Origin of the sequence: Neptuniibacter sp. CAU 1671 (assembly GCF_029222905.1) — a bacterium.
In the GTDB taxonomy this organism is placed as follows: Bacteria; Pseudomonadota; Gammaproteobacteria; order Pseudomonadales; family Balneatricaceae; genus Neptuniibacter.
Genome location: NZ_JARHUE010000004.1, coordinates 58,298 through 74,510, shown reverse-complemented (window position 1 = coordinate 74,510; position 16,213 = coordinate 58,298). Strand labels below are relative to the sequence as shown.

At 52.6% G+C, this 16,213-nt stretch carries 12 protein-coding genes; 7 read left to right on the top strand and 5 right to left on the bottom strand.

From position 1 onward, the window contains the following. Nucleotides 1-4 precede the first annotated feature (4 nt). From recC to recD, 3 genes are read left to right on the top strand one after another with little or no spacing between them, the layout of a single operon-like run. Entirely contained in the window at nt 5-3,274 is a 3,270-nt protein-coding gene (gene recC, locus P2G53_RS08075) for an exodeoxyribonuclease V subunit gamma (RefSeq protein ID WP_275816020.1), read from the top strand. Then, complete coding sequence (recB, locus tag P2G53_RS08070) at nt 3,267-6,758, top strand: exodeoxyribonuclease V subunit beta (RefSeq protein ID WP_275816018.1); 3,492 nt, start codon at nt 3,267-3,269, stop codon at nt 6,756-6,758. The genes recC and recB overlap by 8 nt, the downstream gene beginning before the upstream one ends. Then, entirely contained in the window at nt 6,755-8,596 is a 1,842-nt protein-coding gene (gene recD / locus P2G53_RS08065; protein ID WP_275816016.1) for an exodeoxyribonuclease V subunit alpha, read from the top strand. The genes recB and recD overlap by 4 nt, the downstream gene beginning before the upstream one ends. 43 nt (nt 8,597-8,639) lie before the next feature. Here recD and P2G53_RS08060 read toward each other — a convergent pair whose 3' ends face one another. The 3 genes from P2G53_RS08060 to P2G53_RS08050 all read right to left on the bottom strand — a co-directional run bounded on the left by P2G53_RS08060 (nt 8,640) and on the right by P2G53_RS08050 (nt 10,155). Beyond that, on the bottom strand, nt 8,640-8,777 hold the full coding sequence (locus P2G53_RS08060) for a hypothetical protein (protein WP_275816014.1): 138 nt from the start codon (nt 8,775-8,777) through the stop codon (nt 8,640-8,642). A gap of 71 nt (nt 8,778-8,848) precedes the next feature. Beyond that, on the bottom strand, nt 8,849-9,100 hold the full coding sequence (locus tag P2G53_RS08055; protein WP_275816012.1) for a GrxA family glutaredoxin: 252 nt from the start codon (nt 9,098-9,100) through the stop codon (nt 8,849-8,851). A 479-nt stretch (nt 9,101-9,579) separates the two neighbouring features. Then, nucleotides 9,580-10,155: a TIGR04211 family SH3 domain-containing protein gene (locus P2G53_RS08050; RefSeq protein ID WP_275816010.1), complete on the bottom strand. Its 576-nt coding sequence runs from the start codon at nt 10,153-10,155 to the stop codon at nt 9,580-9,582. A 224-nt stretch (nt 10,156-10,379) separates the two neighbouring features. Between P2G53_RS08050 and P2G53_RS08045 the strand changes: the two genes are divergently transcribed. Continuing rightward, nucleotides 10,380-11,192, top strand: a complete 813-nt coding sequence (locus tag P2G53_RS08045; RefSeq protein ID WP_275816008.1) for a mechanosensitive ion channel domain-containing protein — start codon at nt 10,380-10,382, stop codon at nt 11,190-11,192. A gap of 43 nt (nt 11,193-11,235) precedes the next feature. On the opposite strand, the gene P2G53_RS08040 is transcribed toward P2G53_RS08045, so the two are convergent. Then, nucleotides 11,236-13,419, bottom strand: a complete 2,184-nt coding sequence (locus tag P2G53_RS08040) for a hypothetical protein (protein ID WP_275816006.1) — start codon at nt 13,417-13,419, stop codon at nt 11,236-11,238. 171 nt (nt 13,420-13,590) lie between these two features. Here P2G53_RS08040 and P2G53_RS08035 point away from each other — a divergent pair, with 171 nt between their 5' ends. Genes P2G53_RS08035 through P2G53_RS08025 form a run of 3 tightly spaced genes read left to right on the top strand, consistent with a single transcriptional unit; the run spans nt 13,591 to nt 15,921 of the window. Continuing rightward, a complete protein-coding gene (locus P2G53_RS08035) occupies nt 13,591-14,331 on the top strand; it encodes a 5-oxoprolinase subunit PxpA (protein ID WP_275816004.1) in 741 nt (246 codons plus the stop codon). Then, nucleotides 14,315-14,992, top strand: coding sequence for a 5-oxoprolinase subunit PxpB (gene pxpB / locus P2G53_RS08030; protein WP_275816002.1), 678 nt, complete (start codon nt 14,315-14,317; stop codon nt 14,990-14,992). The genes P2G53_RS08035 and pxpB overlap by 17 nt, the downstream gene beginning before the upstream one ends. Further along, the gene (locus P2G53_RS08025; protein WP_275815999.1) at nt 14,989-15,921 is read left to right on the top strand and encodes a biotin-dependent carboxyltransferase family protein; all 933 of its coding nucleotides are present in this window, start codon (nt 14,989-14,991) and stop codon (nt 15,919-15,921) included. Before pxpB ends, P2G53_RS08025 begins: the two co-directional genes overlap by 4 nt. Here the strand turns inward: P2G53_RS08025 and yidD are convergent. Beyond that, a complete protein-coding gene (gene yidD, locus P2G53_RS08020) occupies nt 15,894-16,166 on the bottom strand; it encodes a membrane protein insertion efficiency factor YidD (RefSeq protein ID WP_275815997.1) in 273 nt (90 codons plus the stop codon). The two genes, P2G53_RS08025 and yidD, sit on opposite strands and share 28 nt — an antisense overlap. Nucleotides 16,167-16,213: the final 47 nt, after the last annotated feature.

Below are 16,213 nucleotides of genomic sequence, written 5' to 3'. Positions count from 1 at the left end.
TCTCATGCTGACCGTCTATTACTCCAATGATCTGATTGTCCTCAAAGCGCTGTTGCTGAAACAGATCTCTTTGCAACCGCTGGAAGATCCCTTTGTCGCAGAGCAGATTCTGGTACAGAGTCCCGGGATGGCTCAGTGGCTGAAACTGGAGCTGGCTCAGTCTCAGGGTATCGCTGCTTCAATTGAATTTCCGCTGCCGGCATCTTTCCTCTGGCAATGTTTCTCCTCAGTGCTTGATGATGTACCGCAACGCTCCGCATTCAATAAGGAAGCGATGCAGTGGAAACTCATGCAGGTGCTGCCGCCGTTGCTGAAGCTGGAAGCCTTCAGTGCCCTGAAGCGTTATCTCAGGGACGATCCCGATCAATTTCGGCTGTACCAGCTGAGTCAGAAAATCGCCGACCTGTTCGACCAGTATCTGGTTTACCGTGCTGACTGGATCGCTGATTGGGAGCAGGGCGGCTGCCTGGCAGCCATAGATCAACCCTGGCAGCCCATTCTCTGGCGGGCGCTGGTGGACTATACACACAGTCTGGGTCAGTCCCATTGGCATCGGGCGAATATGTTTGATGCCTTTAAGCAGGCATTGACGCAACCGGGCGTCACCCGGCGACTGCCGCAAAGATTGTTTGTGTTTGGTATCTCGGCGCTGCCGCAGAACTATATCGAAGCCCTGCAGCAACTGGGGCAACGTATTGATGTGCATCTGATGGTCTGCAACCCCTGCCGTTATTACTGGGGTGATGTGGTGGATCAGAAACAGATTGCCCGGCTTAACCGGCGCTGGTTTGATAAACCGGGCATGGTTGCTGAACAGTTGCTTGATCTGGGCAACCCGTTACTCTCCTCCATGGGTAAGCTGGGACGGGATTACATCTACCAGCTACAGGCGTTGCAGAGTCAGGAACTGGATGCCTTTGTTGATCCTGGCCGAACTACACTGCTGAACGCAGTGCAGCAGGATATTCTCGACCTGTCTGACCCATCGGCACTGCCGGATCAACTGACCCACAGTGGTCACAAACAGTTTATTCAATCGGATGATCGTTCGCTCTCTGTCCACAGTTGTCACAGCGCCCTGCGTGAAGTGGAAGTTCTGCATAACCAGCTGTTAGCTCTGTTTGAAGAAAATCCGGGTCTGCAGCCCCGCGATATTATTGTGATGATGCCTGATGTTGGCGTCTATGCCCCGTATATTGATGCTGTTTTTAGCAGCGCATCGGCTGAGCGTAAGATTCCTTATGCTGTCTCGGATCAGAATACAGCGCAGGAAAATCCGCTGTTGCTGAGTTTTGCCCGCTTACTGAAGCTGCCGCAGAGCCGTTTCAGTGTCAGCGACCTGCTCGAACTGCTGGAAGTGCCTGCCATCCAGCGTCGGTTTGAACTGGATGAGGCTGCGTTTAATACCCTGAGTGACTGGGTAAACGGCGCCAATATTCGCTGGGGGCTGGACGGTGCTCAACGTGCGGCATGGTCGATACCGGTGTTTGAGGAAAACAGCTGGCGGTTTGGACTCAGGCGTATGTTAAGTGGTTATGCGCTGGGCAATACCGGCTTGTGGCAAGGCATAGCGCCGTATCCTGAAATTGAGGGCCTGCAGGCGGAGTTACTGGGCAAACTGGCGGCTTTTATCAATTGTCTGGATCACCTGCGGACAGCTTTGACCGGTGACAAAACACTGGCTGACTGGGTGCAGGTGATTAATCAGTTGCTGGATAACTGTTATTTGCCGGATACGGACGATGAACTCGCGCTGAAAACCATCCGTGACCTGCTCCAGCACCTACAGCAGCAACTGTCGGATGCGAACTGGCAGGGCCCTCTGTCTGCAACGGTGGTGGTGGATTATCTTCTGGCAGGACTTGAAGAAAGTCGCTCCAGCCAGCGTTTTCTGGTGGGGGCAGTGAATTTCTGTACTCTGATGCCGATGCGTTCGATCCCCTTCAGGGTGGTGTGCCTGCTCGGGATGAATGATGCAGCTTACCCCCGCGCCATTGCGCCGATGGGATTTGACCTGATGCATGAGCAACCCAGACGTGGTGACCGCTCCCGCCGGGATGATGACCGTTACCTGTTTCTGGAAGCATTACTGTCAGCGCAGGAAAAGCTCTACATCAGTTATATAGGGCGCTCGGTATACGATAATCGCGAGAAAATTCCCTCGGTTCTGGTCAGTGAACTGCTGGATTATCTGCGTCTGGGCTACTGCCTTGAGGCAGATTGCGAGCTTGATTATGCGACCAGTGGCCAGGCCCTGTTGCAACACCTCTGTGTGCAGCATCCGATGATGCCTTTTAGTCTGGATAACTTTTCCCGGACAGACCCCCGGGTCTTCAGTTATGCAACAGAGTGGCTGGCTGCTGCACAGGGTGGGGGAGCAACCGTTGCGGCGGGCATTCAGGTGCTGCCGCAGGAGCCTTTGACTGAACTGGATCTAAGCGATCTGCTCAGCCAGATCAAAAACCCCTGTAAGGGCTTTTTTAACCGTCGCCTGAAAACCTTCTTTAGACCACTTGATGCAGCTCAGATTGATGAAGAGCCTTTTGATCTTGATGGTTTAGAAACCTATCTGCTGAAACAGCGTTATCTGCAGGCGTTGCTGACCGGTACAGATCCTGATCGGCTGGATCAGTTGTTACTGGCAGAGGGCGGGTTGCCCGTATCCAGTCACGGTTTAACGTTGCTGGCTAAAGTGCGTAAAGATATGACGGAGCTGCAGGTTAAGCTTGAACTCCTCATGCAGGGTGAGCCAATGCGTCAGTCAGTTGATCTGCCGCTATGTGATACCCGCTTACTTGGCGCGTTGGACCAGATCTATGCGGGCCAGATGGTGCGCTTTCGACCTGCTCAGACCAATGGCAATGATCGCCTGATCACCTGGATCGAGCATCTAGTGCTGCAGCTGAGTGGGGGTGGGAGAAGTTTTTTCCGTGGTCTGAATACCTGGGTGTCATTTGCTCCGGTGGCCAGAGAGGATGCCCTTGTCTATCTGCAGCAGTGGTGTGAGTTTTACCAGCGCAGTCTCTGTTCGCCTCTGGCATTCAACGCCAGAGCTGCGTTCAAGTATTTTGAAACCCTGCAAAAAGGTGAAGAGGCTGCCCGGTATGCATTAACGGAACTCTATCAGGGCAACGCAAACAGCTATGGCCTGAGTGAAGATCCTTATCTGGCACGTGTCTTTCCTGATGCTGATGCTTATTTTGATGCGCTGCTACCGGACCTGGCGTTAATGGAACCCATGTTCAGCTATATGGAGGATGGCAAGGATGAGTAATGCCCTTCCGCTGGACCTGATGCAGTTCCCCCTCAGTGGGACTCAGTTAATTGAAGCCAGTGCCGGTACCGGTAAAACCTTTACCATCGCTGCGCTTTATCTCAGATTGGTGTTGGGGCTGGATCCGCACAGAACGCCTTTAGGCCCGGACCAGATACTTGTGGTCACCTTTACCGAGGCGGCCACAGAGGAGTTGAGGGACAGGATCCGGCAACGGGTGGCAGCAGCGCGTGAAGCTTTTCTGGTGGGCAGCAGTTCTGATGGTTTCCTGCAGTCGCTGATTGAAGCCACGAAGGATACTCAGGCTGCGGTAACACTGCTGGAAGCCGCCCTGCGTCAGATGGATGAAGCCTCTATCTTTACTATTCACGGCTTCTGTCAGCGCATGCTGCGCCAACACGCCTTTGAAAGTGGCAGTCTGTTCAGTCAGGAACTAGTCACTGACACCCAGCCACTGGTGCGCCATGCGCTGTTGGATGTGTGGCGTGATCTGCTTTACCGCCTGCCCGCGCCGGTTGCTGACCGGATACTGGATGAGTGGAAAACCCCGGATGCACTGTTTAAACCGGTGCAGGGTTATCTTGGGCGCCACGGCCTGACGTTAACGCCGACAGACCTTGCCGATACTGATCTGATCAGATTGTCTGAACAACGTCTTGAGCTGATTCAGGAATTCAAACGTGCCTGGTTGGCGGGATACGCTGATCTTGAACCCCTGATTATGGCTTCGGGGGTGAATAAAAACAGTTACAGAAAGGACTCTGTACCTAAATGGATAGAGCAGATCACCGCTTATGCCGCCAGTGAGCAGATTGAGCCGCCCAAAAAATTGCCTGACACGCTGTTACGGTTTACGACAACTCAGCTGCAGGAAAAAACCAAAAAAGGTGAGCCGCCCACTCATCCACTGTTTGATCTGACTGAACGGTTGCTAACAGAAACGCTGCCGCTGAAAGAGGTCGTGTTCTCCCGGGTGCTGCGTGACTTGGAACAACGGATGCAGCAGGAAAAACTACGGGAACAACAACTGACCTTTGATGATCTGTTGAGCTCCCTGTTTAACGCGCTGCAGTCAGAGGCGGGGGCATCTTTGGCCGGCGCCATCCGGCAACAGTATCCGGTGGCCCTGATTGATGAATTTCAGGATACCGATCCCCTGCAGTACGGCATCTTCAGCTGTGTGTATCACACCCGTCAGGAAGCAGCCTGGATCATGATCGGAGATCCGAAGCAGGCGATCTATGCGTTTCGTGGTGCCGATATCTTTACCTATATGGATGCCAAAAGTGCTGTGGCCCAGCCCTTCACGCTAGCCACCAACTGGCGTTCGACCGATGCGATGGTCGATGCGGTTAATGCGTTGTTTCAGCACGTGCCTGCACCCTTTATCTATGCCGATCAGATACCCTACCAACCAGTACATGCGGCCGGTAAAAACACTCAGCTGCTGAGCGAGGGTGAGGTCGTGCCTGCCATGACGATCTGGTTTGACGCCGCCGGGGATGCCCAGAGTAAAGATCGATCACAGCGGCATATGGCTACCGTGACCGCCCGCCAGATTTTGCAGCTGTTAACTACAGAGACCTGCATTGGCAAAAACCCACTGACAGGAGGGGATATTGCTGTACTGGTGCGGGACCGTTTTGAAGCGGACCATATCTATCAGGCGTTGCAGTCGCTTAATTTACCCAGTGTCTACCTGAGCGGTCGGGATTCAGTGTTCCAGACCCAGGAGGCACGTGATCTGAGTCTGCTCCTGAATGCTGTTGCTAACCCGCAGGATGAGTCTGCCCTTCGATCAGCGATGGCCAGCAGTCTGATGTTGCTGGATCTGCATGCACTGGAACGTTTCAGTCGTGATGAGCAGGCCTGGGAAGCTGTATTGAACGAGTTCGCCGAATATCATCAGGTCTGGCAGCGGCTGGGTGTATTACCGATGCTCAATCAGTTGATGCAAAGGCGTAATCTGGCAGCAGGATTACTGGCCCAACCACTGGGCGAACGACGTCTGACCAATCTGTTGCACCTGAGTGAGTTGCTGCAGCAACGCAGCCTTACACTGGAAACCCACACCGCGTTGCTGCGCTGGTTTAATGCTCAGCAACAGGAGTCGGCGTCGCAGTCGGACGAGCAGGTTTTGCGACTCGAAAGTGACCGAAAACGCATTACCATCATCACAATTCATAAATCCAAGGGATTGGAGTTTCCGGTGGTGTTCCTGCCATTTGCGAGCAGCGCCAAAAAGAGTCGGGATGCCCTTTTTCATGATGCGGATGGCAGGGCGGTTTTAGATCTTGCAGCCAGTGAACAGTCTATGGAAAAAGCTGAACAGGAACGACTCGCAGAGGATCTCAGGCTGCTGTATGTGGCGCTGACACGTTCGATCTACGCCTGTTATATCGGCATTGTAAAACCGGGCACCCGTTCCCTGGCACTTGATAAAACAGCCATCGGTTATTTGCTTTCGCAGGTTGATCCTGACCCGGCGCAGGCATTGGCAACGCTGCAAACCTATAGCAACGGTATCAGGGTGGTAGCACCTCAGTTAGCAGCACAAACGCCTGCCCCATTTCAAACAACGGAAAAGCAGCCTGATCTGCATGCCCGTCAATTTACGGGTTCTGTTCCGGATCGCTGGCGGGTCACCAGCTATTCAGCGCTGAGCAGGCATACCCAGTCTTTGCCGGAACTGCCCGGTTTTGACCTGGAGGTTTCCGGAGAAAACGCAGCTGTTGAGCCGGTTCAACAGTCAGCGCATACGATCTTCACCTTTCCGAAAGGAGCAAAGGCCGGTACCTGTTTGCATGCGCTGTTTGAAGAGATCAGTTTTGAGCGTTTTGAGACAGACAAAGACAGTGAAATTTTATCCAGACAGCTTGAAGTGAATGGCTATGGCCCTGAGTGGCTACCCGTGGTTTCTCGCCTGGTGCAGGACGTGCTTGCCTGTCCGCTGGACGGTGCGGATCTGCGCCTTGGGCACCTGGCTGATGCTGATCGTCGCGTGGAGATGGAGTTTATGTTTCCGGTACAGGGCGTCAGTGCCGCCGCGCTTGAGCAGGTGATCCGAAGCCATGATCCGCTGTCAGCCCAGTCGCGGTTGGCACTGGAGTTTGAACAGGTTGAGGGCATGTTAAAGGGATTTATCGATCTGATGTTCCGATATCAGGGTCGTTATTACGTACTGGATTATAAATCCAACTTCCTTGGCTCGGATGTCGCAGCTTATCAACAACCCGCACTTGAACAGGCGATGCTGTCTCATCGCTATGATCTTCAGTATCAGATTTATTCTCTGGCATTGCATCGGTTGCTGAAAACCCGCTTGCCGGATTATGACTATGAACGGCATTTTGGTGGGGTCTATTACATGTTTTTGCGCGGCATTCAACCTGAGTCTGACACCGGTATATTTGCCTGTAGGCCTGCGCAGGCGCTGCTGGACGCGCTTGACCAGTTGTTTGCGGGCGGTGGGGTGATGCCATGAGCCAGGACACCGAATTAGCAGTATTGACCCAGTGGCAACGACAGGGTTACCTCCGCCTGTTGGATCTCGAATTTGCCCGTTTGGTAGCTGATCATGCCAGGAATCAGCACGGCCTGCCCACGCTGGCTGCTTTGGTAAGCCATCAGTTATCGGCGGGAAATGTCTGCCTGCCACTGGCCTACCTTAAAGAGTCATCTCATTGGCCTGCTGAACTGGTGGCGCCCCTGTCGGCCCTGGGTGAGAAGGTGTGGCAGCCGGATGGGGTTGTACTGAGTGATGGTTCTCAACCTTCGCTGCTGGTACTTGATGAGGGCCGGGTCTACCTCTATCGCTATTGGCATTATGAAGTTGAGGTCAGCAAGGCGATCTTGCAGCGGGCACAGCCGTTGGCATGTGATATGGGTCTGTTGCAAAAAGGTTTAGGTGAGTTGTTTCCTGCCGGTGATGAAACACCTGACTGGCAGAAAGTGGCAGCAGGACTCTCGCTGCAGCATGCATTCACGGTGATCAGTGGTGGACCAGGCACCGGTAAAACTACAACGGTTACAAAAATTCTGGCGTTATATATCCAGCAACAGCTTGCCGCAGGTCTGAGTCCACAGATCAGGCTGGCAGCACCGACCGGAAAGGCCGCGGCCCGGTTGAGCGACTCGATTGCCCGTGCCAAAAATGCCCTGCATCTGTCTGAACAAGTGCGGGCATTAATACCTGAAGATGCCAGTACATTGCACCGGTTGCTGGGCGTGCAGCAGGGTACCATAGAGTTCAAACACAATCGGCACAACCCGCTGGCGCTGGATCTGCTGCTGGTGGATGAAGCATCCATGATCGACCTGCCCATGATGTATCGCCTGCTCCAGGCGATGCCACCCCAGGGACGTCTCATTTTATTGGGTGACCGAGATCAGCTGGCCTCAGTTGAAGCGGGCAGTGTGCTGGGCGATATCTGTGCCTGGCCGCAGACACTGGCGTATAGCAGCGCACAAACTGATCTGTTGAATCGCTTATGCCGCCTCGAGCCCGGCTCAGCCTTGCAGGCAGATGAGAAAAATAACGTCCTTATTCGTGATTGCCTGTCATTGCTGTGGAAAAGTTATCGTTTCTCTGCCGGCAGCGGTATTGGGCGACTGGCGCAGGCAGTCAATCTGGGTGATCTGGAGGGCGTGCTTGAATTGATTTCAGATCCTCCTGAAGATTTGACTCTGGCGACACTGGGTGAGCAGCAGCTCAGTCAGTTGCTCGAGAGGGTTATAGAGTTTCATGTCCATTTGCTGAGTGATGATCTGTCAACTGGACCAGAGGTGTTTCTGGACCGGTTAGAGCAGCTCCAGGTCCTTTGTGCGCTGCGCGAGGGGCCGTTGGGCGTCTCTGGACTAAATCAACGTATTCGGGAGGGCCTTGTCAGTCGGGGTGTTATCCGCGGGGATCACCTCTGGTACCGTGGCCGGCCAGTGATGATTACCCGCAATGATGCGCGTCTGGGTCTTTATAACGGTGATATCGGTGTCGTCTGGCCGGATGCTGAGGGCAACAGTAAAGTCTGGTTTCCTCAGGCGCAGGGGCTGACAGGATTTTTACCCAGCCGTTTACCTGAGCATGAAACGGTGTATGCGATGACCGTGCACAAGAGTCAGGGCTCAGAATTTGATCATGTGGTGTTGGTGATTCCGGCTGAAGCGCCGGATATTCTGACGCGGGAACTGCTCTATACAGGTATTACCCGGGCTAAGAAACAGCTGAGTCTGATCGCGAACAGGGTTTCATTGGAAAGGGCAACTTCGCAACCTGTCCTCCGCTGGGGCGGTTTGGCAGACAGGCTGTGGAATCAAGCTGAATAAACAAAATCGCCAGTGCAAGGACACTGGCGACAGGTAGGTTAGTTTAGCGTCGACGACGGCGTTGAGGTACCGGCTGTTCTTCAACTCGGATACGCACGGGTTCGGGGCGCGTGGGAGTGGCATAGATTACGCCCAGTATAAGTGCCACAACGGCTAGAATTGTCAGACTTAGTAACAGCATCTTTTGTCACTCCTCTGCCAAGTTGGCTGTCTGTTCAGTATAAACTATTTGTCGGCCATCACTCCAGCCAGTTAAGCGCGATTGTGCTGTGTCTGGCTGAGAAAGCCGGATAATTCGGTATATCCTCCGATATGATCCTGGCCATGAAACACCTGAGGAACGGTTAAAACCGGTTTGCCGATGGTTTTTTCCAGATCGGCTTTGCTGATCCCTTCCTTATGAATATCGATATATCGGTATTGCAGATGTTTGATTTCACAGAGTTCAACAGCGCGGCGACAATAACCGCAGCCTTCACGGCCAAAGATAGTGATGGTTTTCATAGCAGCTCTCCTGTTTTCTGAACTCCATTAAACAGGGAAGTTCAATCCGGGACTAATTGGCTCTTTTAATCTGGGCCATTTGTTATTTTTATGCTGCCAGAATCGCCATGCCCAGTTATGGTGCCGGCGATTGTGAATAGTTTTGTGCGTCGCCAAAATGTGGTGAACCCCACAGGGGGTAAAGGCTGGCGCTGTTTTTCCCCAATCTTTGTGGATAACCCTGTCGAAAAACAGGGGGGAACTCGGGTAAGCCCCTCTGCGACGGCCTTTTTTATTAATCTGTATAAAAAATATACATCTGTGTATGGGTTTGATACATATGGATTTTTTGACTGTTTTTTGGTCATTTTGTGCTTCAAGGTAGTGCTTTAAGCAGTGAATGGCTGTGCCAGATCGGTGCAATGTTTCTGACATATTCTGATGAATAAGTGATAAAAAAACGGCGCAATTTGCGCCGTTTTGAAGCAGGAATGATGAGCTCAGAACCAGTCGTCGCGACGTTTCTTGCGTCGGGGCAGATAAGGCAGGATCAAACCAAAAAAGACGCCACCTAATGCGACAAGACCGCCATAGGTAAACCAGCGCATAAGGTTGGTCTCATCGGTGGTATCAATCTGAAACTGCAGCTCCTTGATACGGCTGTTCAGTTTCTGCACCTCTGAACTCAGGGTTTCATTGCTGGATTTCAACGTGGCGGACTCTGACTGCAGCTGCTCGATCTGCTCCGCCTGTTGACTCACTGTGCTCTGGCTTTGCTCCAGACTTTGCTGGAGTTTGGGCAACCTGACGGCAAGGCTGTCGCCCGGATCAACCGCGGCACTTTCAACCCAGCCATCACGCCCATTATCCATACGGATGTGGGTATATTTAGTGTTGTTATTGCGTTCCAGAATCTCTACCGGGGTACCGCTGGCAATACGGGTAATGATCCGGTACTGATTGCTGGGGCCATTGTGCACATACACCGTGGCATCATCGGCAATGTGGCCAGGCTGTGCCAGGACAAGGGGTGAAACACAGAAAAGTATAAGTGGAAGTAAGCTGTATTTTTTCATTGATCTACTAATTTCGTTAATGTTCGCCCATTTGGCGGTTATTGTACGGTGTTCTCCACGACCTTAACAGCGCAGGTCGTCACTCATCTTTGCCCGTTATGCTGACAGGGCAGCGTATTCAAGGTTCCAGACTGACGTTAACTTTACGACAGCAAGGGTTGCTATGCTGCAAAAGCGGGATGATACTTACGCAAAGTGCGTTGTTTACTGACTGGAGATATGAAATGGAAAACTTTTTTTCAACATACGTGACGCCCTGGGCACTGAATATTCTGCTCGCGCTGGCCATTTTCTTTGTGGGTCGCTGGGTCGCCAAGTTGCTCATTAGTTTGTTGGAACGCATTCTGCGCAAAGCCAAGATGGAAGATATGCTGATCCATTTTGTCAGTTCCATCTGTTCGATACTGTTGCTGCTGATAATTGTGGTGGCGTCACTGAATCAGCTGGGTGTCGATACTACCTCTCTGATCGCTCTGGTGGGTGCCGCCGGCTTGGCGGTAGGTCTGGCATTGCAGGACTCGCTGAAGAATTTCGCGGCCGGCGTGATGCTGATTGTGTTCAAACCCTTCCGGGAGGGGGATTTTGTAGAAGCGGGTGGTGTTGCTGGTGTTGTTGAAAAGATTCATATCTTCAATACCGAGATGCGAACCGGCGATAACCGTCAGGTGATCGTGCCCAACGGTGGTATCTACAGTGGTGTCATTATCAACTACTCCAGCAAAGGCACCCGTCGTATAGATATGGTGTTTGGAATTGGCTATGACAGCGATCTGCGTCGAGCTAAAGAGGTGCTGAATGAGATCATTGCTGCAGATGAACGTATCCTGCCGGATCCTGAACCGGTGATTGCAGTGTCCGAGCTGGCTGACAATAGTGTGAATTTCGTGGTTCGTCCCTGGGTGAAATCCGGCGATTACTGGGCGGTCCTCTGGGATATCACTGAACAGGTGAAACTGCGTTTTGATCAGGAAGGTATTGCGATCCCATTCCCGCAAATGGATGTTCACTTACACAAGACTGAACAACCAGCGGAATAAAACTGAAATAAAAAAAGCCCCGAACGGGGCTTTTTTATTGGCTTCAATTCAGGTTTTTACTGAGCTCGATGCGCAGTTCATGCACTTCCTGTTGGGCCCTCTGGACCTCCAGGCGGCTTTTAAACAGTGCTTCGTTACGTTGTTCCAGTTTGCCTTCCAGAGATTCAATGGTTTTGGACTGTTCTTTCACCTGAATCTCAAGTCGATCGATCTGGTTTTGCAGATCTTCAATGATATTGAAAGAGGTTGGACTGTCATCCTCAGCCACCTTTTCGATTGCAGAGCCGGTATTCAGCTCACTGATGATATGGCTGTACAGGGCTTTGAGGTCGGCGGACTCACGTTCGTTATAGCGAATGTTCTTTTCAATCGCATTATGCGCACCGGCAGAGCCGACTGATCCAGCCAGGATATGCTCCAGCATGCGATGGAACTCCATCAGCTCAATGATGCTGATGTGGGTTTTATCCGCCACCTGGAGATCTTCAGCAATCCGCTGCACCTCGTCCTGCGCTTTCTGCTCGCTGTGGAATTCGCTCAGCAGCAGGATGGCTTCATCCAGTTTAGGCTCCAGCAGAATATAGGCATTCAGACCGGTAGGGCGTGCCCGCTGATTGACCAAAACTCGCATGGCAGCCATAAATTCGCAGGTCAGGGTGCGTTCGGCTTTGTTAGGTGAGTACAGCAGAGAGCCGACCAGATAACAGCCCAGGTTGAACACCATCGACCACAACACGGCGTGGGTTATCGGGTGTAGCCCTTCAATACCAAACAATGCTTCTGGCCTGAGCGCGTCAATCTGCCAGGGACCCTGCGTGAGCAGGGTCTGATCAAACCAGCCATGCTGGATAAACGCGGGCAGCAGCAGGGTATAACTCCAGACAATGAACCCTGCCATCAGACCCATCAGTGCACCGGCACTGTTGCCGCGTTTCCAGAACAAGCCACCAAACAGGGCGGGGGTGAACTGCAGCACTGCAACAAAGGAGATCAGACCAATCGCCACCAGAATGTAGGAATCTGAAAACGCTTCTGCAAACCAGAGGCTGCCAAACAGAATTGCGAGGACCAGCCCCCAGCGAATCTGCAGCAGATAGCGGTGCATAAACCTGAGGCCCTTAACGGAATCAATTAACGGCATCACCAGATGGTTGGATGCCATGGTTGAGAGGGTCATGGTGGTGATAATGATCATGCCGGTTGCAGCAGAAAAACCACCAATAAAGGCCAGCAGGGTGAGAAACTGCTCACCTGACTGCTGAGGCAGCAGCAGGACAAAATAATCCGCTGAGGTGATGGGGAGCCCTTGTAACAGTCCTGCGGCAGCAATCGGAACTACAAACAGGTTCATCAGGATCATGTAGAGCGGCAATATCCACATGGCTGTTCTGACATGCTTGGGATTAGAGTTTTCCACCACGGCAACATGGAACTGCCTGGGCAGATTCTGTATAGCGGCAAAACTCAGCAGCAACAGTGTTACCCACATATATCCACTGTTTTCAACGGCATTGAAACTGTATACATGAGACAGGCCACGGTCTTCCAGCCGACTGAAAATATCGCCGAAACCATCAAACAGATGGTAGGTGGCAAACCAGCCCACCATCATAAAAGCGATCAGTTTAACCAGACACTCAGCCACCAATACGGCCATCACTCCGGGGTGTCGTTCAGTGGGATCAATGCGCCTGACACCAAAGGCGATGGTGAAGATGGCCATAAACAGCGCTACCAGCATGCCGGTCATCTCATTTTCCAACGACCGGTTTGTGCTGTGAGTAATCAGATCAACCGAACTGATAACTGCTTTTAATTGCAGGGAAATATAGGGTGCAATGCCGAGCAGGCAGATCAGGGTGACCAGAGCGGCGATTTTCTGCGAGCGGTTGTAGCGGGTTGAGATAAAGTCAGCAATGCTGGTAATACGGAATGTGGTTTTGGCATACACCATCCGTTTCAGTGTCACACCCCAGAGCATAATGCCGAGAATAGCCCCGCCATAGATGCCCAAAAACAGCAGACCTGAGGTTGCAGCGAAACCCACACTGCCGTAAAAGGTCCATGATGTATGGTATACGGCAAGTGAAAGGCCATACATCAGGGCTTGTGAACCCTGGCTTGGGGCGCCGCGCAGGCTGATGCGTTTTTCAACCCGTTGGGCAATCAGAAACAAAATGCCCATATAGAGGGCGACAATCAGAATTACCGAGCTTGCACTGAACATGCTGTTGCCATTGTCATTGATTCGTTTGGCTGTTGAGCAACATATAGCTGCAACCCAACAAAGTCGCAAAATGATACGCTTAAAGCGCATTGGTAGAAAGCAAACCATAGCGGCCGTTAACTGCAAGTGTAGGCTGCCTGATAGACCGGTGGAAAAAGTGGGATATAACCGATGAAACTGAATTGTGATCTGGGCGAAAGTTTTGGTGACTGGCGGATGGGCCTGGATGATCAGGTGATGCCACATATTGATCTTGCCAACATCGCCTGTGGTTTCCACGCCTCAGACCCGGTGCATATGGAGAATACCGTGAAACTTGCGCTGGAGCATGGCGTGACAATGGGCGCTCACCCGGGTTATCCCGATCTGGTGGGGTTTGGTCGTCGCAGTATGCAATGCAGTGAAGCGGAGATTCGAGGGCTGCTGATCTATCAGATTGCAGCACTGGAAGGGATTGCCCGGGTACAGGGTGGTCAGCTTAACTACGTTAAACCCCATGGTGCTCTGTACAACGATATGATGCGCAGTGAGTCTTTGTTGCGCATCATTCTGACTTCCATCGCAATGTATTCTCCAAATCTGGCATTGGTGGTGCAGGCCACAGCAGATAATCAGCGTCGTCAGGCTATCGCGGACGAATACGGTATTCGCTTATGGTTTGAAGCGTTTGCCGACCGTGCTTATGACGATCAGGGCTTGCTGGTCTCGCGCCAGCAGCCCGGTGCAGTACTACAGGATACCGATCTTATTCTGGCCAGAGTGCAGCGTCTGGCTGAGAAGGGTGAACTGGAGAGTCAGAGTGGTCGGATACTGCAACTGCAGCCCGATACACTCTGTGTACATGGCGATAATCCGGCTGCGGTTACCCTTGTCCGTGAAATCAGACAGGTGCTGAATGCGCTACCGGGTTGAAGTGGCGGGGGTGGACAGCCTGCTACTCCGGTTTGATCTGCCGGCTGAGCAGGCCGCAATCTCGGTCGCAGCCTGTGCAGACCAACTGAAATCCCGGTTGGGATCATCCGTTATCGATCTGATACCGGCCTATAACAGTCTGCTGATTACGTACGATCTGATGCAGCTGGATGATCCGACAATCCGACAGCAAATTGCAGCCATACTTGATCAATATATACCGGATACTGATCAGGAAACCGGACGTCGAATTAAAATCCCTGTCTGTTATGAACCTGAATTTGCCCCCGACCTTGCGGTGATTTCCTCTCAGCTTAGCTTACCCGTTGCTGACATCATTGAGCTGCATTGTACGGCGGAGTATGAGGTACAGGCCGTGGGTTTTGCACCTGGTTTTGCCTATATGGGGACGTTATCAGAGCGATTGCTGCTGCCGCGCAAAGCCACCCCCAGAGTTGAAGTACCCGCGGGTTCGGTAGCCATTGCTGAGCGCCAGACGGCTGTTTACCCGCAGGCCTCTCCCGGTGGCTGGTGGCTGATCGGGCGCAGTCCGGTGACTTTATTTGATGCACAAAGTGAGCCCCCGGGGTTGCTGCAGGTCGGAGACCGGGTCTCGTTTGAGCCGATCTCTGCCGCTGAGTTGAAGCGGCTGCAATCATGAGTGTCCAGGGTTTACGTGTGATCAAGCCCGGTGCCCTGAGTCTGATTCAGGACACCGGGCGTTGGGGGTTTCAGCATTACGGACTGAGTCCGGGCGGAGCCATGGACGAACATGCCGCGCGCTGGGCCAATAAACTGCTGGCGAATCCTCCGCATGCGGCCCTGCTTGAAATTACCCTGGGCAATGTCGAGCTGGAAGCGGAGATTGCATGCCTGATCGCAATAACGGGCGCCAGACAGCCCATATCATTAAATAACCAGCCTGTCCGCAATTGGACAAGTGTTCAGTTGCACCCCGGTGATCGCCTGAAAATCGGGTTTGCCAACAGCGGGCAGCGTAGCTATCTGGCCGTTGCCGGTGGCTTCCAGTTAGCGGGAAATTTTGGCAGTGTTGCCACGGTGCAGCGGGAACAGATCGGTGCATTTTCAGGCCAGCCGATTAGCAAAGCAGATCTGCTGCCTTGTCGTCCCTCATGTCCTGAACGGCCAGTAAGATCCGTGCCCTGGCGATTTATTCCGGATTATGATCAACCGTTGACCCTGCGAGTGATTCCCGGCTATCAGGCAGATCAGTTTAACCCTCAGGCACTAAAGACTTTTTATGCCTCTGACTATAGTCTCAGCAGCGACAGTAACCGCATGGGTTTTCGTCTGTCAGGCGAAACGCTCGACTCTGGGCTCAGTGGGTTGTTGTCGGAAGGAATCAGTTACGGTGCAATTCAGATTCCGCCGGACGGTCAGCCGATTATCCTGCTAAAAGATCGTCAGACGCTCGGTGGTTACCCCAAACTGGGGACGCTGTTGCCGCTGGATGCTTTTCGTCTGAGTCAGTGTCGACCGGGTACAGTGTTGCGGTTTGAAATGATCAGCTTGCAGGCGGCTCAGGCCGTGATGCGACCGTTTTATAATTTTTTTGCGTTGTCCTTGTGACAGTCACAGGGTGTTTTTGACTCGGGCACTGGATCGAAACCCCCGTCACTGTAGGGATGGCAGCGACAGAGTCGTTTCAAACCCAACCAGACACCTTTAACAGGGCCATGGGTCTGAATAGCTTCAATCATGTAATGGGAACAACTGGGATAAAACCGGCAGCGCGGTCCCAGAAGAGGGCTAATCAGCAACTGGTAACCACGTACCGGCAGAATCAGCAGCCATTGCAGGAAGGATTTCAACATCTGTTAAGTATATCAGGAAGCAAGGCCCACCGGAGGTGGGCCAAACC

Excerpts from the sequence above, each read along its gene's own strand:
- recC (WP_275816020.1), top strand. The coding sequence starts at position 5 with ATGCTGACCGTCTATTACTCCAATGATCTGATTGTCCTCAAAGCGCTG.
- recB (WP_275816018.1), top strand. The coding sequence starts at position 3,267 with ATGAGTAATGCCCTTCCGCTGGACCTGATGCAGTTCCCCCTCAGTGGG.
- recD (WP_275816016.1), top strand. The coding sequence starts at position 6,755 with ATGAGCCAGGACACCGAATTAGCAGTATTGACCCAGTGGCAACGACAG.
- P2G53_RS08060 (WP_275816014.1), bottom strand. The coding sequence starts at position 8,777 with ATGCTGTTACTAAGTCTGACAATTCTAGCCGTTGTGGCACTTATACTG.
- P2G53_RS08055 (WP_275816012.1), bottom strand. The coding sequence starts at position 9,100 with ATGAAAACCATCACTATCTTTGGCCGTGAAGGCTGCGGTTATTGTCGC.
- P2G53_RS08050 (WP_275816010.1), bottom strand. The coding sequence starts at position 10,155 with ATGAAAAAATACAGCTTACTTCCACTTATACTTTTCTGTGTTTCACCC.
- P2G53_RS08045 (WP_275816008.1), top strand. The coding sequence starts at position 10,380 with ATGGAAAACTTTTTTTCAACATACGTGACGCCCTGGGCACTGAATATT.
- P2G53_RS08040 (WP_275816006.1), bottom strand. The coding sequence starts at position 13,419 with ATGTTCAGTGCAAGCTCGGTAATTCTGATTGTCGCCCTCTATATGGGC.
- P2G53_RS08035 (WP_275816004.1), top strand. The coding sequence starts at position 13,591 with ATGAAACTGAATTGTGATCTGGGCGAAAGTTTTGGTGACTGGCGGATG.
- pxpB (WP_275816002.1), top strand. The coding sequence starts at position 14,315 with ATGCGCTACCGGGTTGAAGTGGCGGGGGTGGACAGCCTGCTACTCCGG.
- P2G53_RS08025 (WP_275815999.1), top strand. The coding sequence starts at position 14,989 with ATGAGTGTCCAGGGTTTACGTGTGATCAAGCCCGGTGCCCTGAGTCTG.
- yidD (WP_275815997.1), bottom strand. The coding sequence starts at position 16,166 with ATGTTGAAATCCTTCCTGCAATGGCTGCTGATTCTGCCGGTACGTGGT.